Source organism: Lutibacter sp., from assembly GCF_013041805.1.
Taxonomy (GTDB): Bacteria; Bacteroidota; Bacteroidia; order Flavobacteriales; family Flavobacteriaceae; genus Lutibacter.
Map to the genome: position 1 here is coordinate 15,950 of NZ_JABDRI010000011.1, position 21,507 is coordinate 37,456.

At 28.8% G+C, this 21,507-nt stretch carries 22 protein-coding genes; 8 read left to right on the plus strand and 14 right to left on the minus strand.

Going from position 1 to position 21,507, the window contains the following annotated elements; all coding sequences use genetic code 11:
- Positions 1-44 precede the first annotated feature (44 nt).
- Positions 45-710, plus strand: coding sequence for a uracil-DNA glycosylase (locus HKP59_RS00915; protein WP_291802649.1), 666 nt, complete (start codon positions 45-47; stop codon positions 708-710).
- Between the two features lie 61 nt (positions 711-771).
- Positions 772-1,494, plus strand: coding sequence for a hypothetical protein (locus tag HKP59_RS00920; RefSeq protein ID WP_291802651.1), 723 nt, complete (start codon positions 772-774; stop codon positions 1,492-1,494).
- A gap of 193 nt (positions 1,495-1,687) precedes the next feature.
- Here HKP59_RS00920 and lipA read toward each other — a convergent pair whose 3' ends face one another.
- The 8 genes from lipA to HKP59_RS00960 form a co-directional block, all read right to left on the minus strand.
- Positions 1,688-2,554 (minus strand): lipoyl synthase, encoded by an 867-nt coding sequence (lipA, locus tag HKP59_RS00925; protein WP_291802652.1) that lies wholly within the window; start codon positions 2,552-2,554, stop codon positions 1,688-1,690.
- 33 nt (positions 2,555-2,587) lie between these two features.
- Positions 2,588-3,817, minus strand: coding sequence for a divalent metal cation transporter (locus HKP59_RS00930; protein ID WP_291802653.1), 1,230 nt, complete (start codon positions 3,815-3,817; stop codon positions 2,588-2,590).
- Positions 3,818-3,819: 2 nt separating this feature from the next.
- Positions 3,820-4,365 (minus strand): RNA polymerase sigma factor, encoded by a 546-nt coding sequence (locus HKP59_RS00935; RefSeq protein ID WP_291802684.1) that lies wholly within the window; start codon positions 4,363-4,365, stop codon positions 3,820-3,822.
- Between the two features lie 8 nt (positions 4,366-4,373).
- On the minus strand, positions 4,374-5,483 hold the full coding sequence (locus HKP59_RS00940; RefSeq protein WP_291802654.1) for a glycosyltransferase: 1,110 nt from the start codon (positions 5,481-5,483) through the stop codon (positions 4,374-4,376).
- Positions 5,484-5,486: 3 nt separating this feature from the next.
- Positions 5,487-5,675, minus strand: coding sequence for a membrane or secreted protein (locus tag HKP59_RS00945; protein WP_291802657.1), 189 nt, complete (start codon positions 5,673-5,675; stop codon positions 5,487-5,489).
- Between the two features lie 363 nt (positions 5,676-6,038).
- The gene (locus HKP59_RS00950; protein WP_291802659.1) at positions 6,039-6,434 is read right to left on the minus strand and encodes a DUF2752 domain-containing protein; all 396 of its coding nucleotides are present in this window, start codon (positions 6,432-6,434) and stop codon (positions 6,039-6,041) included.
- Between the two features lie 12 nt (positions 6,435-6,446).
- Positions 6,447-6,719: a CD225/dispanin family protein gene (locus tag HKP59_RS00955; protein WP_291802661.1), complete on the minus strand. Its 273-nt coding sequence runs from the start codon at positions 6,717-6,719 to the stop codon at positions 6,447-6,449.
- A gap of 56 nt (positions 6,720-6,775) precedes the next feature.
- Positions 6,776-7,408, minus strand: coding sequence for a hypothetical protein (locus tag HKP59_RS00960; protein WP_291802663.1), 633 nt, complete (start codon positions 7,406-7,408; stop codon positions 6,776-6,778).
- Between the two features lie 114 nt (positions 7,409-7,522).
- Here HKP59_RS00960 and HKP59_RS00965 point away from each other — a divergent pair, with 114 nt between their 5' ends.
- Entirely contained in the window at positions 7,523-8,092 is a 570-nt protein-coding gene (locus HKP59_RS00965; RefSeq protein ID WP_291802665.1) for a DNA mismatch repair protein MutS, read from the plus strand.
- Here the strand turns inward: HKP59_RS00965 and HKP59_RS00970 are convergent.
- Positions 8,076-8,558, minus strand: coding sequence for a hypothetical protein (locus tag HKP59_RS00970; RefSeq protein WP_291802667.1), 483 nt, complete (start codon positions 8,556-8,558; stop codon positions 8,076-8,078). The genes HKP59_RS00965 and HKP59_RS00970 overlap by 17 nt on opposite strands.
- A gap of 86 nt (positions 8,559-8,644) precedes the next feature.
- On the opposite strand from HKP59_RS00970, the gene HKP59_RS00975 reads away from it, so the two are divergent.
- Together HKP59_RS00975 and HKP59_RS00980 are read left to right on the plus strand one after the other, a co-directional pair.
- Entirely contained in the window at positions 8,645-9,781 is a 1,137-nt protein-coding gene (locus tag HKP59_RS00975) for a cysteine desulfurase family protein (protein ID WP_291802668.1), read from the plus strand.
- Complete coding sequence (locus HKP59_RS00980; RefSeq protein ID WP_291802670.1) at positions 9,781-10,749, plus strand: type I phosphomannose isomerase catalytic subunit; 969 nt, start codon at positions 9,781-9,783, stop codon at positions 10,747-10,749. The genes HKP59_RS00975 and HKP59_RS00980 overlap by 1 nt, the downstream gene beginning before the upstream one ends.
- Here HKP59_RS00980 and murB read toward each other — a convergent pair.
- On the minus strand, positions 10,746-11,747 hold the full coding sequence (gene murB / locus HKP59_RS00985) for a UDP-N-acetylmuramate dehydrogenase (RefSeq protein WP_291802672.1): 1,002 nt from the start codon (positions 11,745-11,747) through the stop codon (positions 10,746-10,748). The genes HKP59_RS00980 and murB overlap by 4 nt on opposite strands.
- Positions 11,748-12,941 carry a pyridoxal phosphate-dependent aminotransferase gene (locus HKP59_RS00990; protein ID WP_291802673.1) on the minus strand — a complete coding sequence of 398 codons (1,194 nt, stop codon included), beginning with the start codon at positions 12,939-12,941 and terminating at the stop codon, positions 11,748-11,750.
- A 280-nt stretch (positions 12,942-13,221) separates the two neighbouring features.
- Here HKP59_RS00990 and HKP59_RS00995 point away from each other — a divergent pair, with 280 nt between their 5' ends.
- Positions 13,222-14,442 (plus strand): PDZ domain-containing protein, encoded by a 1,221-nt coding sequence (locus HKP59_RS00995; protein ID WP_291802675.1) that lies wholly within the window; start codon positions 13,222-13,224, stop codon positions 14,440-14,442.
- Between the two features lie 48 nt (positions 14,443-14,490).
- Here the strand turns inward: HKP59_RS00995 and HKP59_RS01000 are convergent, their stop codons facing one another.
- On the minus strand, positions 14,491-14,940 hold the full coding sequence (locus HKP59_RS01000; RefSeq protein WP_291802676.1) for a DUF1573 domain-containing protein: 450 nt from the start codon (positions 14,938-14,940) through the stop codon (positions 14,491-14,493).
- Between the two features lie 111 nt (positions 14,941-15,051).
- On the opposite strand from HKP59_RS01000, the gene HKP59_RS01005 reads away from it, so the two are divergent.
- Both HKP59_RS01005 and HKP59_RS01010 read left to right on the plus strand, forming a co-directional pair.
- Positions 15,052-17,679, plus strand: a complete 2,628-nt coding sequence (locus HKP59_RS01005; protein ID WP_291802677.1) for a valine--tRNA ligase — start codon at positions 15,052-15,054, stop codon at positions 17,677-17,679.
- A gap of 168 nt (positions 17,680-17,847) precedes the next feature.
- Positions 17,848-20,373, plus strand: a complete 2,526-nt coding sequence (locus HKP59_RS01010; RefSeq protein ID WP_291802679.1) for a M14 family metallopeptidase — start codon at positions 17,848-17,850, stop codon at positions 20,371-20,373.
- Here HKP59_RS01010 and HKP59_RS01015 read toward each other — a convergent pair whose 3' ends face one another.
- On the minus strand, positions 20,374-20,727 hold the full coding sequence (locus HKP59_RS01015) for a tRNA-binding protein (RefSeq protein WP_291802680.1): 354 nt from the start codon (positions 20,725-20,727) through the stop codon (positions 20,374-20,376).
- Positions 20,720-21,507 (minus strand): OmpA family protein (locus HKP59_RS01020; RefSeq protein WP_291802681.1); only part of this gene is annotated, 788 nt, incomplete at its 5' end. The genes HKP59_RS01015 and HKP59_RS01020, both read right to left, overlap by 8 nt.

Sequence of the window (21,507 nt, forward strand, 5' to 3'; positions counted from 1 at the left end):
TTTGAAAGTACGACAAAAGTATAAATTTAAGACGAATAGCCACCATGAATGTGAAAATTGCTGAAAGCTGGGAAAAAATATTATTTGAGGAGTTTGAAAAACCCTATTTTAAAGAACTTACAAATTTTGTAAGAGAAGAGTATAAATCAACTACTTGTTATCCAAAAGGGAATCAAATTTTTGAAGCATTTAATTTGTGTGATTTTAACAATTTGAAAGTAGTAATTATTGGTCAAGATCCTTATCATGGTCATGGACAGGCAAATGGTTTAAGTTTTTCCGTAAATGATGGAATTGCTCATCCACCTTCATTAATTAATATTTTTAAAGAAATTGCTACTGATTTGAAAATTGATTATCCAAAAAGCGGAAATTTAGAGCGTTGGGCTAAGCAAGGAGTACTTTTACTAAACGCAACATTGACAGTGAGAGCTCACAATGCGGGCTCACATCAAAAGAAAGGATGGGAACAATTCACAGATGCAGTAATTTCAAAAATTTCAGAAGATAAAGAGAATGTAGTTTTTTTACTTTGGGGTGGTTTTGCTAAAAAGAAAGGTTTAAAAATTAATTCTAGTAAACATTATATTTTAACTTCAGGACATCCATCACCATTAAGCGCGAATAGAGGTTATTGGTTTGGAAATCAACATTTTAGTAAGGTAAATAGCTATTTGAAAAGTAAAGGATTAAATAAAATTGATTGGTGATTAATGTCATACTTTACAACTGTAATAAATGTTACATTTGTGAAAATTAATCTCAATAAAAATGAAAAATATAAAAACATTTGTTGTACTAATATTTAGTATACTACTATTTACAGCTTGTAAGAACGATAAAAATTATTCTAAGATCGAAACTAAAACGAATACAAATCAAGCTTCTAAGGTAGCTCATAAAATACAAATTATAGAATCTTTAGATGGAGGTAATTACACCTATATTTATGTAAATGAGGACGAGAAAAAATATTGGATGGCAATATCAAAAGCACCTGTAAGTGTTGGAGAAATTTATTATTACGATAATGGAATGGTAATGAAAAATTTTGAGAGCAAAGAATTAGAGCGAACTTTTAATTCTATAACGTTTGCCGACAAAATTAGGACTTCGGAAAAAGCGACCAAGGTAGAAAGAAAAGATCCACATGTTGGTACGGATAAAGTTACACAAGAATTGGAAAAAATTGAACAACCTGAAGGTGGAACTGTATTAGAATTGATTTTTTCAGATAAAAAATCTTTTGAGAAAAAAAATATTTTGGTACGTGGTAAAGTTGTGAAAGTTAATAATGGAATTTTGGATAAGAATTGGATTCATATTGCTGATGGTTCTCAATTTGATGGTAAAAAAAGTTTAACAGTTACTACTAATGAGTTTGTAAAAGTTGGTGATACGGTTACTTTTAGAGGATCAATAACGTTGGACAAAGATTTTGGATATGGTTATGTGTATGATATTTTACTTGAAAATGGAGAGTTGATTAAGTAAATTTATTTTAATAGTATTTATAAAAAAAGCGCTTTTAAAGCGCTTTTTTTGTCAATTAACTCAAAATTTACATAATGAAAACAAAGTTTTGCAAGTAACTTGTTTCATTCAAATAGCTTCAATACCTATGCCAAAAATAATGAGTGATTGTTAATTTATAGTTAATACTTTGATTATAAAATGAATACGGATATTAAACTAAATGTCGTTGTGCTTTATATGATGAGCGAACCAAAGCTCCACTTTCAACATATTTAAAACCCATTTCTAAAGCAGCAATCTTATATTTATCAAATTGTTCAGGAGTTATAAACTCTTTAACAGGTAAATGCTTTTTTGAAGGCTGTAAATACTGCCCAATCGTAACAATATCAACTTTTGAGTTGGCTAAATCTTGTAAAGTTTCCAGAACTTCTTCTTCAGTTTCACCTAAGCCAAGCATGATTCCAGACTTTGTTCTACGTTGTCCTTGATCTTTCATATATTTTAAAACCTCCAAACTTCGATCATAGCGTGCCTGAATTCTAACTTCACGTGTTAAACGTCTAACGGTTTCTAAATTATGAGAAATTACTTCTGGAGCAACAGCTAATATTCTATCAATATTAGTTTTATTTCCTTGAAAATCAGGAATTAATGTTTCTAAAGTTGTATTAGGATTCGCTCTTCTTATTGCATTAATTGTTTCCGCCCAAATAATAGAGCCACCATCTTTAATATCATCTCTATCTACTGAAGTGATTACAGCGTGCTTAATTTTCATTAACTGAATTGAGCGTGCTACTTTTTCAGGTTCTTCCCAATCTACTGTTTCAGGCCTACCTGTTTTTACACCACAAAATCCACAAGAACGTGTGCAAATATTACCTAAAATCATAAAAGTTGCAGTTCCTTCAGTCCAACATTCCCCCATGTTAGGGCAACTTCCACTTGTACAGATTGTGTTTAATTTATATTTATCTACAATACCTCTTAATTCAGTATATTTTTTACCAACAGGAAGCTTTACGCGCAACCATTTTGGTTTTTGTGTTTTAGTTGTAATTGTTTCTTCGCTCATTTCAATAAAATTGATTGCAAAAATACAAAGAATTTATAAACTAAAAAGGTACCAAATACTAAAACCAATAAGAAATATGATTCCAAACCAACTCAGAATTTTAAGTTGAAGAGATGGTCTCCATTTTTTAGGAGTGTGTTTTCCAGAAATTAATAAGTAATTAATGATTGCAAAAAAAGGTGCAGTTAAAAAGGATAAAATAGTTGCAATTTTAATGAGTACGCCCATTTCAGACATAAAAAAAAGTAATATTGCAATGGTTCCAATAGCAAGAAATCCAATCCAAAACCAGTACATATTTTTATGTGATTTGTTGGTAAGTAAATTATACGTTCTCGTCATCGCTCTTGGAGAAGCATCTAGTGTTGTAATAGTAGTACTAAACATTGTTGTGAAAGCTGCAGCTGCAATAAAAATATAAACCTCAGAGCCTAAATTTTTTGTGTAAAGCGTAATTAATTGTTGTGAAAACTTTACAGCACTTTCACTAAGAATTTCACCAGAATTAAACATAACAATGGCACCAAGCGAGACAAAGCAAATTCCTAAAAATAGGGTTGCAATAAACCCAATATTAAAATCAAAAATTGCTTGTTTTGTATTGAATTTAAACGAAGTGTCTTTTTGTTTTTCAATCGCCCAAAGTGATTGCCAAATCGATACATCAAGAGGGGCAGGCATCCATCCTAAGAATGCAATTAAAAAACCAACTTCAATACTCCCTTCGGGAAGAATTTGAGTAAAATTATAAACGGATTCTTTTTGAAATGTTGCAACTATAAGCGCAATGATAGTACTTAGAGTTAATGTTATAATAATAATTTTCATTAAATTATCTAGTAATTTATATTTACCAATAACTAACAACGTAGCACATATTAATGTTATGAATATACTCCAAATAATAGGGTTTGTTGTTATTCCAAATAAATTGGCAGCTAAGCCAGCAGTAACTATAGTAACTGCAGCTTGAATAGTAAACATAGTTGCTAAATTTAATACGAAATAGGTGAGAAGTACTCCTTTTCCTAATCTCCTATACCCATCTAGTAAACTTTCTCCAGTAGCAGTTGCATAACGAGGTCCGAACTGAAAAAATGGGTATTTCACAATATGAATCAACACCAAAGCCCATACTAAGCCAAAGCCAAAATTAGCACCCGCTCTTGTAGATTGAACCAAATGTGAAACACCTATTGCGGCACCAGCAAAAAGTAAACCAGGCCCTAGCTTTTTGATCCAGCTTAATTTTCTTAAAATCAATTTTATGAAGTTTTTTTAATTATTTCTGCTAATAATTTTTTAGCCCTTAACAATTTTACTTTAACATTATTCATAGGCTCATCTAGAGTATCTGCAATTTCCTTATAACTCATTTCTCTAAAATATCGAAGGTTTATAATTTCTTGATAGTTAGGTTTCAACTTTTTAATATAATTTCTTAATTGAACTAAATTTTGTTCAATAATAAGTTGATCTTCAGCAGAAGGAGTTTCATCAGAAATTTTATAAGCTTCAGATTCTTTTTTGTTTAACGAGATTGTTTCGGTACGTTGTTTTCTCAGGTGATCTAAAAAAATATTTTTTGAAATAGAAATTAGCCAAGTTTTAAAATTGTAGCGTTCATTGTATAAATGAATTTTATCAAATGCTTTTGAAAATGTTTTTATAGTAATATCTTCAGCTTCATCTTCATTTTCAGTTTTTAAAAATTGAAATTTATAAACATCACTCCAATAGGTGTTTAATAACGTATTAAAAGCTTTTTGATCCTTTTTTCTAGCTTTCTCAATTAAATCTGTAATTTCAATATTCTTTTTTACCAATGTGTCGGTTTTGATATAAGATTTTTTATAAAGATAGACATTTGTATGACAATTAAAAATATCTCTAAAAATGGAGCTAGAAGTACTAAATCTTTTTCATTTAGTTTTTTTGCAGAAGTCCAAATAATACTATATTGGATTAATATACGAACAAGAACTAAAATTAAAACGAACTGCCATTGGTATAAAGTAGTAAATAAAATAAGGCTAATAGTCCAAAAGAGTAGTTGAGTGCTGTAAAAAAGTCCTAATAAAAGTTTATGAAAATTTTTATAATGTGAAGCAGTTGAAACATGTCTTCTTTTTTGTTGAATCCACTCTTTAAAAGTGAGCTTAGGAGCAGATACAGTAAAGCTATTAGGGCTTATACAATTAGTAGTATTAGTTTTTGTAGCAATTTGGTTGATAAATAAATCATCATCTCCAGATTTAATTTTCATATGATTTATAAAACCATTAACACTAAAAAATTTAGTTTTAGTATAGGCTAAATTTCTGCCAACACCCATATATGGAATTCCAATTTTTGAATATGAAAAATATTGAATAGCTGTTACTAGTGTTTCAAATCTAATAAGTTTATTTAATAAAGAATTTTCAACCTTTTCATAAGCGCCATAGCCTAAAATTAGTTGTTTTTTTTCATTAAAGAATGAAGTCATTTCTTTAATCCAATTTTTAGAGCCAGGTTTACAATCTGCATCTGTAAAAAGCAAATGTTCATAGCTTGCAGCCTTAATTCCTAGTGTAAGGGCATATTTTTTACTTCCCCAAAATTGTTCATTGGCTATAACATCAACAATTTTTATTTGTGAAGGATTTTCTTCTTTAAATTTTCTAAAAATTTCTAATGTAGCATCAGTCGAACAGTCGTTAATTAAAACTAATTCAAAATTTTTATAATCTTGATCTAAGTATAATGGAAGATGTTTACTTAAATTTTGAGCTTCATTTTTAGCACAAATCAGTACAGAAACAGGTTGATCAAAATTACTTGTTAATGGTTTGTATTTATTAAAAGAAAAGAAACCAAAAATAAAAATATAATATATAAATTGAATACAAAAAACTACGATAAAAGTAATAAATAAGTATTCAGTCATTTATTATTTTCTTGTGCATTGATGATCAGGAATTTTCCCGCAATATCCACAAGATTCACCTTCTTTATTTAAATGAGGGTTTTGGCTTGCGCAAGTACCTGCAAATTTACCATCTTTTTTAAGCCAAAGTTTTATTGCTAAGCCAGCGATACCCAAACTTAATAATCCTATAGTAATAAAAATAAGTTTCATTTATAAAAATTTATAATGCAAATATACTTATTTTTTGAATGTTGAAAATGTTAAAAAAGTTACTTTATTGCTGATTGTAGATAATGTAATACAAGCTATTAAATATTGAAGTATTTATATTTAATGACTTGAATGTTAATAACTTTCTTTGAATTAAGGCTAAAAATTTACTATTTTTATATCCAATTAATATTTGGTTTTTATAGATTTTTAGTATTTTACCAAGCTAAAATTCTAAAACTTATAGATTGATTGAATTAATTTCTACCAACTAGCTAAAACACTCGTTTATTAAATTAAACGAGTGTTTTCTATTTAATACAATTTTATAGTTTATTAAATAGAACTTCCTAGTCAAAAATACTAATTAGGAGCTAACATATTGAAAGGGTAGTAAGGAATATTCCTTAAAATCCAATAAATAATAACTACAATTAAAATTATAATAGGAGTTTTAGGATGATATAAATAATTGTAGAAATTCTTTTTTACATATAAATTTAATGAAGTTACAATAACGTGGTATACAATTAAAATTATACCGGCAAAGTATAATATATTTTGTTGTAAAACGCCTAATAAGTTAAATTGTAAAAGTTGATGAGTTGCTCTTTGACTGCCACAACCTGGACAATAAATACCGGTAGTAACATATAAAGGACACTTAGGGAAAAAGTTTACATCACTTGGATTCACATAATAATAAAGAAATACTATTCCTGCTGCCAAAAATAGTATTCCTATATGTTTTATTTTCATAGAATGTTTTGATTAAAAATCTCCCATTCCCATAATAGCTGCTCCTCCAATTAAAAACACAAAAATTGCGTATAAAATAACTATTGTAATACCTGAAAATAATCCCCATTTCATCCATTTTTTTGCATCGGAAGAAGCTTTTTGAGCTCCTTCGAAATCTCCTGATGCGAATTTTGAATTTACTTGTGACGCAAATACAATTCCAGCAATTCCAAAAGGAAGACAACAAAATATGGTTACTAAAATTGATTCAACAAGATAATTTTTTGGTTGCGTTTGATCCATCTTTTTCTAATTTAAAGTTTTGATTAAAATTGATAAGACGAATTTACAAAAAAATATTAGATAGATTTTTTAATTAAATTAAAAATATAATGAATTTCACCAGCTATTTGTTTGTTCGTTTCTAAATATTTTTCAGTTTTATATAATGTATTGTCAAAATCTTTAGGATCGTTAAAAGGTAGGTGAAAGCGTTGAATTGCATCTGGAATGAATGGGCAATTTTCATCGGCATTTGAACAAGTAGTAATTGCTATAAATGGTTTTTTATTGTGTGTGTCCGAGTAAAGCTTAGAAAAGCCAATAATGGTATTTATACTATTTTTATAGCTTATTAAATATTCTGGGTTTTGATGTGAAAACTCTAAAAGTTGAAATTTAAATCCAACTTCTTGAAGTGTTTTAACAGTATTTCTATGAAATGAAGTCACAGCTGTTCCTCCTGAAAAACTATGAATATGTTGAATTTTAAAATAATGTGTAGCATAAAAGCTCCAAACTTGCGCTAATTGACTTCTTCTGCTATTATGTGTACAAATATAATTTAGGTTTATGGGAGTATTATTTTTAAGTTCATCAACAATTTTTAAAGCTATTTTATCAAGTAAATTCATTCTTGTAGAATCAATTTTTAAATTGACTAGTGCTTGTTCAAAAAAATGTTTAGTATTTGTTGCCACAGTTTGTATCATTATTCTATTTTCGACAAAAATAATATTATAACTTTGCTTTGTTATTTTTTTAAAATTAAATAAAAGTTAAGAAAAAGTTTTTAATAACCCATAACGTAAATAAATTGTAAAAAAATGGATTTTAAAGTAGGAGATGTTGTTGCTGTACTAGATGATGTTATAAAGGGTAAAGTTATTAGTGTTGCTGTAGATAAAATTGTAATTGAAACCGAAGATGGTTTTCCTTTCGACTTTTTACCTAAAGAGCTTGTTGTAATAAAAGAGAGTCAAAAAGAGCTTTCAAAGTTTAGTGATATTTCAAATGAAGGCTTATTAGAAAAAATAAATCATACAACATCAAAAAAGAATACACCGAAATTTAAAACTGCTAATAGGCAAGATAAGTTACCTCCAATGGAAGTAGATTTACATATTGGCCAATTAACAAGGTCTTCAAAAGGTATGGATAATTATGATATGTTAAATATTCAGATTAATGAAGCAAAGCATAAATTAGAATTTGCAATTAAAAATAGAATTCCTAAAATTGTTTTTATTCACGGTGTCGGCGCAGGTGTTCTAAAAACGGAATTATCATATTTATTTAAAAACTATAATGTAAAATGGTACGAAGCTTCTTTTCAAAAATATGGTTTAGGAGCAACTGAAGTTTATATTTATCAGAATTCTAAAGGTTCAAAATAAATTCACCAAAGTCTAGACTTTCTAAGAGAATACGTTCATTATTATCGTTAAATAATAACTCTGAAAATGTTATAGTGTAATTATAACCTGTTACTACATTGTTTGTAATTATCTCTCTTGTAGTTATATTAATTATTCCGCTTTCTGCAATTAATTCCTTTACAATATTTGGAGAGGACGGAGGGATAGAAGCACAAAAATAATTACTATCAATTCCTTCATCAAAAATTCTATAATTCACCATTGAAGAAGAAATAGTATGTGATTTTTCACCCAAGTTACTATTAATATGTGTTGTATTTAAATTCAATGCTAAAACTTCAGTATTACTATCATTTGAAATATATAAGATATATTCTCCACAACTTGCAACATCTGATGTAAATTCAAATATAGGAACATCAAAATCTCCGTCGTTACACGATAATAATAAGAAAGCGATAGAAAGTGTTATTAATTTTTTCATTTATTCAGAATTTTCAAAGCAAAAATAAGAGTTTTAAGTAATTCAACGTTAAATGATACCAACTATTTTAATTACTTTTGTTTTTGATGAAAAATATTTATTTAGATAACGCCGCTACAACTCCAATTTTACCTGAAGTAATTGATGTAATTACAGAAACAATGATCAATTATTATGGTAATCCATCTTCCACTCATCAAACTGGAAGAAAATCAAAATCTCTGGTTGAAACGGCTCGAAAAAATATTGCAAAACAGTTTAATGCAGCTGCAAATGAAATTATATTTACCGCTGGTGCTAGTGAAGCCGATAATTTAATTTTAAGAAATGCGGTGACAAATTTAAAAGTAACTACAATAATTTCATCAAAAATTGAGCATCACGCCATTTTACATACGCTAGATAATCTTGTCAAAGAGTTTAAGATAAATGTTAATTGGGTTGATTTAGATGAAAAAGGAGGAGTTAATTATACCCATTTGGAAGAATTACTTCAACAAACTAATGAAAAAGTATTAGTTAGTTTAATGTATGTAAATAATGAGATTGGAAATTTATTAGATATTAAAAAAGTCTCGGAATTATGTGTTTCGAATAATGCATTATTTCACTCAGATGCTGTGCAAGCAATTGGTCATTTTAAAATTGATGTTGAACAAACTCCAATCGATTTTTTTGTATCGAGTGCTCATAAATTTCACGGTCCAAAAGGTGTTGGCTTTGCCTATATTAAAAAAGGTTTTGGTATCAATCCAATTTTACATGGAGGTGAGCAAGAGAGAGGAGCTAGAGCAGGAACAGAAAATTTACATAGCATTCTAGGAATGGAAAAGGCACTTCAAGTTGCTTGTGATAATTTGAAGGAAGAATCAACATATATTCAAGCAGTAAAAAGCTACTTTATTCAGGAGTTAAAAAAGAATTTTGAAGGAATTCAATTTAACGGGTACTCACAAGATGAAAATTCAAGTAGCTATATTATTTTAAATGTTCGATTCCCTAAGGAATACCCAATGTTGCTTTTTAATTTAGATCTTAAAGGAATTGCAGTATCAGGAGGTAGTGCTTGCCAAAGTGGAAGTAACAAAGGATCTCATGTATTAAATGAGTTTCTCACAGGAAATGAAGCAAACAAAACGTCAATTCGATTTTCATTTAGTAAGTTTAATACAATTGAAGAGATTGATTATGTAATTAATTCTTTAAAAGAGCTTATTAATTAATGTTAAATTATCCTTTAAAATTTAAACCAATATTAAAAGAAAAAATTTGGGGAGGAACCAAATTAATAACTCAATTCAATAAAAAATCTGACTTACAAAATATTGGGGAAAGTTGGGAAATTTCTGATGTTGATGAATCAGTTTCTATTGTTTCAAACGGAGTTTTGAAAGATACTTCTCTAAGGGAGTTATTAGAAAACTATAAATCTGATTTAATTGGAAAAAATAACTATGCTAATTTTGGAAATAATTTCCCTCTATTAATTAAGTTTATTGATGCAGAAAAAGATTTATCTGTTCAAGTACATCCAAATGACAAACTTTCAAAAGCACGTCATAATTCTTTTGGAAAAACTGAAATGTGGTACATTATGCAGGCCGAGGAAACTGCAAGATTGATTTTAGGTTTTAAGGAAAAGTTAACTCCAAATCAATATATATCTTTATTAAAAGATAAAAATATAGTGCCTGTTTTAAATGAAGTGTATGTAAAAAGTGGTGATGCCTTTTTTATAGAAACTGGAACTGTGCACTCAATTGGATCAGGTGTGGTTTTAGCAGAAATTCAACAAACCTCAGATATTACGTATAGAATTTATGATTTTGATAGAGTTGATGATGAAGGTAATGAAAGAGAGTTACATACGGAACTTGCTATTGAAGCTTTAAATTTAAGTGATAACGTTGAAGCAAAAAGAGAGTACACCAAAGAGAAAAATGTTTTAAATGAAGTTGTTTCTTGTGAATATTTTAAAACTAATTTTATTCCTTTAAAAGGAAAAACAGAACTTGATTATTCCCAAATAGATTCGTTTATTATTTTTATGTGTGTGGAGGGAAGTGCTGAAATTAAAATTTTTAGTGCTACGGAAACTATTCGTCTTGGAGAAACAATATTGATTCCATCAATTGCTAAAAAAGTAACATTATTCTCTAAATATTGTAAATTGTTAGAAGTAACAATTTAAATTATATTTACTTCAATCGCCAAGTCAATATTAAAAATAGTTTTAACTTTTTTCTGAATTTTTTCAGCTAAACTATAAATTTCTTGTCCAGTTGCGTTGCCATAATTTACTAAAACAAGTGCTTGTTTACTATGCACTCCCGTATTACCAAAACGTTTGCCTTTAAAGCCACATTGCTCAATTAACCAACCAGCAGGTATTTTAAATTCAGTATCAGAAACAACATAATATGGAATTTTCGGATATTTTTCTTTTAAAGTATTAAAAGAAATAGCATCTATTATCGGATTTTTAAAGAAACTACCACTATTTCCAATTTCTTTAGGGTCAGGTAATTTACTTTGTCTTATTTGAATAACAGCATTTGAAATATCTTTAATTGTCGGCGCTTCTTTATGTTGTAAAAGTGTAGATATGGCTCCGTAGGAAGTATTGGTTTTATGTTTATTTTTTGTGAGTTTAAAAGTTACATTAATTATAATGTATTTATTCTTTAATTCATTTTTGAAAATAGAATTTCGATAACCGAAGTCACAATCTTCATTCTTAAAAGTTTTTATATTTCCAGTTTTAATTTCAAGGGCTTCTAATTGATGAAAAGTATCTTTAATTTCAACACCATAAGCGCCAATATTTTGTATAGGTGATGTGCCAACATTCCCAGGAATTAAAGATAAATTTTCTAATCCGCCATAATTTTGAGAAATACACCAAAGCACAAATTCATGCCAATTTTCGCCAGCTTCAGCTGTTACTAATACTTCGTCTTTTAAAGTATCATTAACAATAATTCCTTTTAAATTTATATGAACTACTAATTTTTTAATATTAGAAGTTAGTAGCATATTACTTCCTCCTCCTAATAAAAAAACATCTTTTTCAAGCGAAATGATTTCATTTAATTCTTTTACAGTATTTACTGTAACAAAACGTTTTGCTTTCGCTTCAATGCCAAACGTGTTGTATTTCTTTAAAGATATGTTTTCTTGAATATTCAATTAATGTTTGTTGTATTCTGTAATTCCTGCTTTTAAAATTTTAACTGCAGCGATTAAATCTTCTTTTTTTAAAACATATGCTATTCTAATTTGTTTTGTTCCAAAACCTTTACTAGAATAAAAACCTGCAGCTGGAGCAACCATAACAGTTTCATTATTTACATTAAAATCTTCAAGTAACCATTGTGCAAATTTATCGGCATTATCAACAGGAAGTTCAACAACACAGTAAAAAGCACCTTTTGGAGATGCAACCTTGATGCCTTCAATTGTGCCTAATTCTGAGATTAAAAGATCTCTTCTAGCTTTGTATTCAACTGTTACTTCATCAAAATAAGATTGTGGAGTTTCTAGAGCTGCCTCACTAGCAATTTGAGCAAATGTAGGCGGACTTAAACGAGCTTGTGCAAATTTTAGGGCTGTACTTATTACATCCTTATTTTTTGAAACTAAACAGCCTATGCGGGCACCACACATACTATATCTTTTTGATACAGAGTCAATTATAATAGCATTTTCCTCTAGCCCAAAATTACTTAATACAGATTGATGTTGTACATTGTCGTATACAAATTCTCTATATACTTCATCGGCAATTAAAAATAAATCGTATTGTTTTACAATCTCAGCCAGTTTTTGAATTTCTTCTTTCGAATATAAATAACCAGTTGGATTTCCTGGATTACAAATTAATATTGCTTTGGTATTTGAAGAAATTAATTTTTCGAATTCTTCAATAGGAGGTAGTGCAAAATTATCTTCAATTTTTGAAATTACTGGAACAATTTGAACTCCTGAAGCTGTTGAAAATCCATTGTAATTAGCATAAAATGGTTCTGGAATAATAATTTCATCACCAGGATCACAAACACTACCCATTGCAAATAATAATGCCTCAGATCCTCCCGTAGTAATTATAATCTCATTAGCAGCAACATTTATATCGTGTTGTTGGTAATAATTTGCAAGTTTTTGTCGGTATTCATCAGATCCTTCAGATCTACTGTAAGCTAAAACTTCAATCGTATTGTTTTTAATTGCTTCTAGCGCAATATCTGGTGTTTTTATATCAGGTTGACCAATATTTAGATGAAAAACGTTAACTCCTCTTTTTTTTGCACTTTCAGCAAAAGGAACTAATTTTCTTATTGGTGATTCAGGCATCTTTTTACCCTTATGAGATATTTTTGGCATTATAATTTGATTTATAATTGATACCACAAAATTGCGAAATATATTTTAAAATTAGCGATTTTTTATTTAAATGTTGTTGGTTAAAGTTTTCATAAAAGTTATGCTAGCATAAACCTTTTTTGTAGTTTACTCTAAATTAAATTGTAAAATAATTTTGGATAGAAATATTAGACATTTTATATATGTGATTTGTTTTTTTTGTTGGTCGAATGTATGTTTTTCGCAAAGTAAATTTACATTAACTAATAAAGCAACAAAACAAGTGGTATCATTTAAACTAATGAATAATTTAATTGTTTTTCCAATTGAGGTGAATGGTAAAGAGTTAAATTTTATTTTAGATTCTGGAGTAGGTGCAACTATTTTGTTCAACATTAATACAAAGGATTCATTGCAGCTTAATAATGTAAAAAAAATTAAGTTAAAAGGTTTAGGAAGTGAAGAAGCCATTGATGCTATCCTATCTAAAAATAATAGGTTTAGTTTTAAAAATATTGTTAGTCAAAATCAAAACTTGTATGTTGTTTTTGATGATAGTTTTGATTTATCTTCAAAACTTGGGCTTACTATACATGGAATTATTGGTTATGAGATTTTAAAAGATTTTGTAATTAAAATTAACTATAATTTAAAAAAGGTTACATTTTATAAACCAGAATCATACAACTACAAAAAATGTAAGAAATGCGAAACGTTTAATTTAGAACTATACAAATTAAAGCCTTATATAAATATTGGTGCAAAATTAGATCCTTTAACAAACGAAATTACACCAGTGAAATTATTGATTGATTCTGGTGGAAGTGATGCGATGTGGTTATTTGAAAATACACACCCAAATATTGTAGTCCCTAAAAAGTTTTTTATTGATTTTTTGGGGGAAGGTTTGAGTGGAACCATTCACGGTAAAAGAGCTTTTATAAAAGGGTTGGTTTTAGGGAAATTTGAATTACGTAACCCAACTGTTTCATTTCCTGATTCTATTTCAATTGCAAACGCTCTTCAATTTAAAAGTAGAAATGGAAGTATAGGTGCAAGTATATTAAAACGTTTTATCGTTATTTTTGATTATAAAAATGAGATAATTACTCTAAGAAAAGGAACTTCATTTAAAGAACCTTTTAGATATAACATGAGCGGAATTGAACTTGCCTATAATGGGAAATTATTAGTAAAAGAACAAGATTACTCTAATATTGTATTGTCTAATAAAGAAGAAGGAGTTATGAAGAGTAGCGTTGTCTTGAATTATAATTATAAGTACACTTTTAAGCCAACCTATAAAATATTTAAATTAAGAGAAGGTTCCCCTGCATATAGAGCTGGTTTGCAGGAAAATGATATCGTAATTAAAATTAATGGAAAATATACCTACAATTTAAAACTCGAAGAAATTGTTGAAAAATTCTATCAGAAAGAAAACAAAAAAATTAAACTAGTGATTGAACGAAATGGTAAAGACTACGAATACCAGTTCGAATTAGAAAACATGTTAAAATAAAAAAGACTTTCTTATCGAAGAAAGTCTTTTTTATACAAAACAATATTTTTATTTTGATGAAATAGTTGATTTAGCCTTTTGAATAACAGATTCAGGCTTTAAAACAATTCCTTTAATTCGCAATCTTATTGGAGCTCCAGGAGCATTTGATGATACTGTAATCATTTTAGAAAAACCACCTGGTCTTTTAGTATCATATTTTACTTCAATTTCACCAGTTTCACCAGGCATAATTGGTTCTGTTGGTTTTTTAGGAACCGTGCAGCCACAACTAGATTTTATATTGCTAATAACCAAAGGAGATTTACCAGTATTCTTAAATTTAAAAACACGAACTCCATCAGCATTTAAATCAATTTTTCCGTAATCAATCATTTCATTTTCAAACTCAATTCCAGGTGCATTAGGGTCTTGAACAGTTTGAACAACTTCTTTTTCTTGAGCATTTATTGAGAATGTTATAAAACCAATAAATAATAATGTCATAATTTTTTTCATAATTTGGGTATTTAAAGTGTAAAGTTAGTTATTTTTTTATGCTTTCAAAATATTTTATGTTATCTCTTATAATTGTACATTTGCGAATTATATTACAAATATTAGACCAAAATGAGTTTAGCTACAAAATACAATCCTCAAAATATAGAGAATAAATGGTATGACTACTGGATGAAAAATAACTATTTTCATTCTACTCCAAATGAAAAAGAGCCATACACAATTGTAATTCCACCACCAAATGTAACAGGCGTTTTACATATGGGACATATGTTGAATAATACGATTCAAGATGTACTAATTAGAAGGGCTAGGCTAAAAGGTTTTAACGCTTGTTGGGTTCCTGGAACTGACCATGCATCTATTGCTACAGAGGCTAAAGTTGTTGCTAAATTAAAGACGCAAGGAATTAATAAATCAGATTTAACGCGTGATGAGTTTTTAAAACACGCGTGGGAATGGACTGATGAACACGGAGGGATAATTTTAGAACAGTTAAAAAAGCTTGGAGCATCTTGTGATTGGGAACGCACTAAATTTACCATGGATAAAGATTTAAGTGAAGCTGTAAATAAAGTTTTTATTGATTTATATAATAAAGGGTTAATTTATCGAGGATACAGAATGGTAAATTGGGATCCTTCAGCAAAAACTACGTTATCTGATGAAGAAGTAATTTTTGAAGAAAAGCAAGGAAATTTATACTATGTAAATTATAAAATTGAAGGTAGTAATGATGTCTTAACAATTGCAACTACACGACCTGAAACTATTTTAGGGGATTCAGCTATTTGTATCAACCCAAACGACAAACGTTTTACACATTTAAAAGGTAAAAAGGCAATTGTGCCTATTGCAAATAGAATAATTCCAATTATTGAAGATGACTATGTTGATATTGAATTTGGTACAGGTTGTTTAAAAGTAACACCTGCACACGATCAAAATGATAAAGCTTTAGGTGAAAAGCACAATTTAGAAGTTATTGATATTTTTAATGATGATGCCTCTTTAAATTCTTATGGATTGCATTATGAAGGAAAAGATAGATTTGTTGTTAGAAAAGAAATTACAAAAGAATTAGAAAGTTTAGGCTATTTAGTCAAAATTGAGCAGCATATACATAAAGTAGGAACTTCTGAAAGAACAAAAGAAGTTATTGAACCTAAAATTTCTGCACAATGGTTTTTAAAAATGGAAACTATTGTTGAGCCTGCTTTAAAAGCAGTTTTAGAAGATGAAGAAATTCATTTTTTTCCAAAACATTATAATAGCACGTACCGTCACTGGTTAGAGAATATTAGAGATTGGAATATTTCTCGTCAGCTTTGGTGGGGACATCAAATTCCGGCTTATTTTTACGGAGATGGTGTTAACGATTTTGTAATTGCTTCTACAATTGAAGAAGCGACTAACCTTGCTTCAGAGAAATTAGGAAAAAAACTAACATCAACTGATTTAACTCAAGATCCTGATGCTTTAGATACATGGTTTTCTTCTTGGTTATGGCCAATTTCAGTTTTTGATGGAATCAGAAATCCTGATAATAAAGAAATAAAATATTATTATCCAACAAATGATTTAGTAACAGGACCTGATATTATTTTCTTTTGGGTTGCTCGTATGATTTTTGCAGGCTACGAATTTAGAAATGAAAAGCCATTTACAAACGTGTATTTCACAGGAATTGTACGTGATAATAAAGGTAGAAAAATGTCTAAATCATTAGGTAATTCTCCAGACCCAATTAAGTTAATGGATAAATATGGTGCTGATGGTGTTCGTGTTGGAATGTTATTATGCTCTGCAGCAGGAAACGATTTGTTATTTGATGAAGAACTATGTGCTCAAGGACGAAATTTTTCAAATAAAATATGGAATTCTTTTCGTTTAATTAAAGGATGGGAAGTTTCAAAAGAAATTGAGCAACCTCAATCTACCAAAATTGCCATTTCTTGGTATGAAGCTAAATTTCAGCAAACGCTGGAAGACTTAGAAAAATCTTTTGATCAATATCGTATTAGTGAAGCTTTAATGAGTATTTATAAGTTGGTTTGGGATGATTTTTCTTCTTGGTTTTTAGAAATGGTAAAACCTGCTTATCAGCAACCAATTGATGCACAAACGTATGCTACTGTAATTAGTTTTTTAGAAAATAATTTAAAAGTATTACATCCTTATATGCCATTTATAACAGAAGAAATATGGCAAGAAATTTGCAAAAGAACTCCTGAAGAAGCCCTTATTATTTCAGAATATCCAAAAGCCAAAGAAGTAAATAGTTCATTGATAAATGATTTTAAATTTGCTTCAGAAGTAATTTCAGGAATTAGAAATATTAGAAAAGAAAAAAATATTGCATTTAAAGATCAAATTGAATTTTCAGTATTAAACAATGATAATATTACTAATGATTTTGATGCGGTTATTCAAAAATTAGGAAATTTATCATCAATAAACTATGTTTCGAACAAAGTTGAAGGAGCACTTAGTTTTAGGGTAAAATCTAATGAGTATTTTATACCTTTGGGAGATGCTATTGACCTTGAGGCTGAAAAGTTGAAGCTAGAAGAAGAATTAAAATATATTGAAGGCTTCTTGAAATCAGTACAAAAGAAACTAAGCAATGAGCGTTTTGTTAATAATGCGCCAGAAAAAGTAATAAAAATTGAACGTCAAAAAGAGGCGGATGCTTTGTCAAAAGTGGAAACTTTAAAAGCAAGTTTAGCTAGTTTATAAAATAGTAAAAGTACTATGGCTGGTACTTTTATTTAGAAAAGGGATTTTAATTTATTAAAATCCCTTTTTGTTTGTATTTATCTCATTGAAATGATATTTATAGAAAATTTGATTTGTGTTACATTCGGTTATATTTAAATATATATATTTGTTAAAAATCAAACTATAATGAAACAAATCACCTTCTTAATTGCCTTATTATTTTCTTTAGTAACATCAGCTCAAAATCAATTTGAACTTTCTTATTACTTACCTCAAAACGCAACCTATAACAAAACGATACCTACACCCGAAAGTGTTATTGGTTTTAGAGTAGGAGAGTGGCACGTAACTCATGATAAGCTCGTTGAATACTTAAAAATTCTAGCTGCTTCATCTGATAGAATTTCATTAGAGGATAGAGGACAAACTTTCGAAGGAAGACCTTTACTTCTTTTAACGATAACTTCACCTCAGAACCATTCGAATATTAAACAAATACAGGAAGAACATTTAAAATTATCTTTAGCCAATGAGAGTTCTCAATTGGTAGTATCTGAAATGCCTGTGGTTGTATATCAAGGGTTTTCAATTCATGGAAATGAACCAAGCGGTGCTAATGCTGGAATGGTTTTAGCCTATTATTTAGCAGCAGCTGAAGGTAATGAAATAGAAAATTTATTAAATAATACCGTTATTTTATTAGATCCTTCTTTAAATCCAGATGGGTTACAACGATTCACTTATTGGGCAAATACCAATAAAAGTAAGCATAACAATACAGATTCAAATGATAGAGAGTTTCATGAGGTTTGGCCAGGAGGAAGAACAAATCATTATTGGTTTGATATGAATAGAGATTGGTTGCCAGTCCAGTTGCCAGAATCTAGAGCAAGAATTGAGAGCTATAGAAATTGGATGCCAAATGTGTTAACAGATCATCATGAAATGGGAAGTAACTCCACTTTCTTTTTTCAACCTGGTATTCAATCCAGAGTGAATCCATTAACTCCAAAAGAAAACCAAATTTTAACTAAAGAAATTGCAACTTATCATGCGAAGGCATTAGACAAAATAGGATCTTTATATTTTACGGAAGAGGCGTTTGATGATTTCTACTATGGAAAAGGTTCTACGTATCCTGATGTAAATGGAGGTGTAGGAATTTTATTTGAACAAGGTAGTTCAAGAGGGCATGCACAAGAAACTATAAACGGAGTTTTAACATTCCCATTTACAATTAGAAACCAATTTACAGCGGCACTTTCTACACTAGAAGCGTCAAATGGTATGCGCGAAAAATTGCTAGAATATCAGCGCAGATTTTATAAGAATGCATCGAAAGAAGCTGATAAAGATCAAGTAAAAGCAATTGTTTTTGGAGATGATAAAGATGTTGCTAAAACGTATCATTTAGCAGAGATTTTAAAAAGACATAAAATTAATTTTTATAAGCCAAAATCAGATTTGTTATTAAATGGGAAAAAATTTAATGAAGAGAGTAGTTTTATAGTTCCAACAAATCAAAAAAACTATAAGCTTATTAAAGCAATGTTTAATACTCAAACTAAATTTGAAGATAGTTTATTTTATGATATTTCGGCTTGGACCTTTCCTTTAGCGTTTAATTTAGATTATGAATCTTTAAAATCAACTGCTAATATTGGTGAGATAGTTTCAGACTTACAGCCTGTTAAAGGTAAAGTTACTTCAAAAAGTAACTATGCGTATTTAATGGAGTGGCATGAGTATTATACACCAAAAGTATTAAATAAAATTTTACAGAAAGGAATTAGAGCTAAAGTTGGAATGAAACCATTTTCTTTAGAAGGAATAAATTATGATTATGGAACTATTTTAATCTCAGTTCAAAATCAAAAGTATAATCAAGATAAATTATTTACCATTTTAAATGAAATTGCTGGAAGTGCTAGTGTTACGATAAAAGGAGTAAATACTGGGTTAACTAATAATGGAATTGATTTAGGAAGTAATCAATTTAGAATTATTAACACACCAAAGGTGGCAATGATAATAGGTAATGGAGTAACTTCCTATGATGCTGGTGAAATTTGGCATTTATTTGATCAACGTTATGAAATGAATATTACAAAGCTAGATGAGTCTTATTTAAGCAGGGTAGATCTTTCAAAATATACGACTATTATTTTACCAAGTTCAAGATTACAATTAACTGATACAAATCTAAAAAAAATAAAAGATTGGGTATCAAATGGAGGTACACTAATAGGTTATAAAAATGCTGTCAAATGGTTGTCTTCAAATAAGTTTATTAAACTAGATTATGCAACTGTAAAAGTTGATGCGAAAGATGTTTCTTTTGAACAAAAACGGGATTTTTCAGGAGCTCAAGTAATAGGAGGGTCTATTTTTGAAACGAAATTAGATAGGTCACATCCGATAAATTTTGGTTATAAAAGTAATAAATTACCAATGTTTAGGAGAACTAAAATATTTATTAAACCAGATAGTAGTAGCTATAATAATCCAATTAAATATACAGCAAACCCTCTTTTGAGTGGTTATATTTCAAAGCCTAATTTAGAGGTTTTAAAAAATACAGTTCCATTTCAAGTAAAAAATATGGGGAAAGGTAAAGTGATGGTTTTTACAGATAATACTAATTTTAGAGCATTTTGGTATGGAACAAATAAGTTGTTAATGAATGCTATATTTTTTGCTAAAGAAATGTAATTAACTAATTTTCGTACCGTTTTTTAAGTTGGTTTTTGATGTTCGTATCAGTACAACTTGCTGTTGATTGTTTTCAAAGCCAAGGACTAAGCATTCGCTATAAAAATTAGCGATTTGCTTTTTTGGGAAATTTACAATTGCTATTATTTGTTTATTTAGCAAGTCATTTTTTGTATAGATAGCTGTAATTTGGGCACTAGATTTTTTAATTCCTAATTTTCCAAAATCAATTGTGAGTTGATACGCAGGTTTTCGAGCTTTTGGAAAATCCATAACATTAATAATAGTTCCTAGTCTAAAGTCAACTTTACTAAAATCATCAAACTCAATATCAGGTTTTAAAATATTATTCATCAATTATTATAAATTCTGTTCTTCTATTCATTTGGTGCTGGACCTCAGTACACTTAACTCCATTTGAGCACTTGTTAATTAATCGTGTTTCGCCATAACCTCTGCTGGATAATCTATTTCTATCTATACCTTTTGAAGTTATATAATTTAATACAGAACTTGCTCTTCTTTCCGATAGATTTAAGTTATAAGTATCGGGAGCTCTACTATCGGTATGTGATATAATTTCAATTTTAATAGCAGGGTTATTTTTTAATAAATTTACAACTTTATTTAATTCTATGGCAGCATCTTTACGAATTGCATCATCATCTAAGTCAAAATAAATAGTCCCAGTTTTAATCATTTTTTGACCTCTTGACGTTACAATTTCTGCATTTGGTTCTAGGCTAAGCACTTTATCTAATACCTCATTATAAACTGTTGACGTTTTAATCGTAACATTTTCATCAAGATAATTTTCTGCAGAAGCGAATATTTTATATTCATTGCTACAATCTAAAACAAAGCTATATTGTGCATTTATATTTGTTTTTATCGTTTTTAGAATTACATCATCTTTAAAAATTGTAACTATGGCATTTGGAATTAATTTTTTTGTTTGTTTATTTATAAGTGTACCAGCTAAAATTTGAGTGCATTTTTCGGGGGTTAATGCAATTGATTTCTCTAAATTGGCATTTGATTCAGAGTTTGTTTTAACTTGTACTTCAGCTGGTATGTAATGTTCTTTTTCAGCTAAAATCGTATAGTTTTGATCACATTTTAAACTAAATGAAT

Bases quoted from the DNA above. Each gene is read 5' to 3' on its own strand.
- HKP59_RS00915 (WP_291802649.1), top strand. From the start codon at position 45: ATGAATGTGAAAATTGCTGAAAGCTGGGAAAAAATATTATTTGAGGAG.
- HKP59_RS00920 (WP_291802651.1), top strand. From the start codon at position 772: ATGAAAAATATAAAAACATTTGTTGTACTAATATTTAGTATACTACTA.
- lipA (WP_291802652.1), bottom strand. From the start codon at position 2,554: ATGAGCGAAGAAACAATTACAACTAAAACACAAAAACCAAAATGGTTG.
- HKP59_RS00940 (WP_291802654.1), bottom strand. From the start codon at position 5,483: ATGACTGAATACTTATTTATTACTTTTATCGTAGTTTTTTGTATTCAA.
- HKP59_RS00945 (WP_291802657.1), bottom strand. From the start codon at position 5,675: ATGAAACTTATTTTTATTACTATAGGATTATTAAGTTTGGGTATCGCT.
- HKP59_RS00950 (WP_291802659.1), bottom strand. From the start codon at position 6,434: ATGAAAATAAAACATATAGGAATACTATTTTTGGCAGCAGGAATAGTA.
- HKP59_RS00955 (WP_291802661.1), bottom strand. From the start codon at position 6,719: ATGGATCAAACGCAACCAAAAAATTATCTTGTTGAATCAATTTTAGTA.
- HKP59_RS00960 (WP_291802663.1), bottom strand. From the start codon at position 7,408: ATGATACAAACTGTGGCAACAAATACTAAACATTTTTTTGAACAAGCA.
- HKP59_RS00965 (WP_291802665.1), top strand. From the start codon at position 7,523: ATGGATTTTAAAGTAGGAGATGTTGTTGCTGTACTAGATGATGTTATA.
- HKP59_RS00970 (WP_291802667.1), bottom strand. From the start codon at position 8,558: ATGAAAAAATTAATAACACTTTCTATCGCTTTCTTATTATTATCGTGT.
- HKP59_RS00975 (WP_291802668.1), top strand. From the start codon at position 8,645: ATGAAAAATATTTATTTAGATAACGCCGCTACAACTCCAATTTTACCT.
- HKP59_RS00980 (WP_291802670.1), top strand. From the start codon at position 9,781: ATGTTAAATTATCCTTTAAAATTTAAACCAATATTAAAAGAAAAAATT.
- HKP59_RS00990 (WP_291802673.1), bottom strand. From the start codon at position 12,941: ATGCCAAAAATATCTCATAAGGGTAAAAAGATGCCTGAATCACCAATA.
- HKP59_RS00995 (WP_291802675.1), top strand. From the start codon at position 13,222: ATGAATAATTTAATTGTTTTTCCAATTGAGGTGAATGGTAAAGAGTTA.
- HKP59_RS01000 (WP_291802676.1), bottom strand. From the start codon at position 14,940: ATGAAAAAAATTATGACATTATTATTTATTGGTTTTATAACATTCTCA.
- HKP59_RS01005 (WP_291802677.1), top strand. From the start codon at position 15,052: ATGAGTTTAGCTACAAAATACAATCCTCAAAATATAGAGAATAAATGG.
- HKP59_RS01010 (WP_291802679.1), top strand. From the start codon at position 17,848: ATGAAACAAATCACCTTCTTAATTGCCTTATTATTTTCTTTAGTAACA.
- HKP59_RS01015 (WP_291802680.1), bottom strand. From the start codon at position 20,727: ATGAATAATATTTTAAAACCTGATATTGAGTTTGATGATTTTAGTAAA.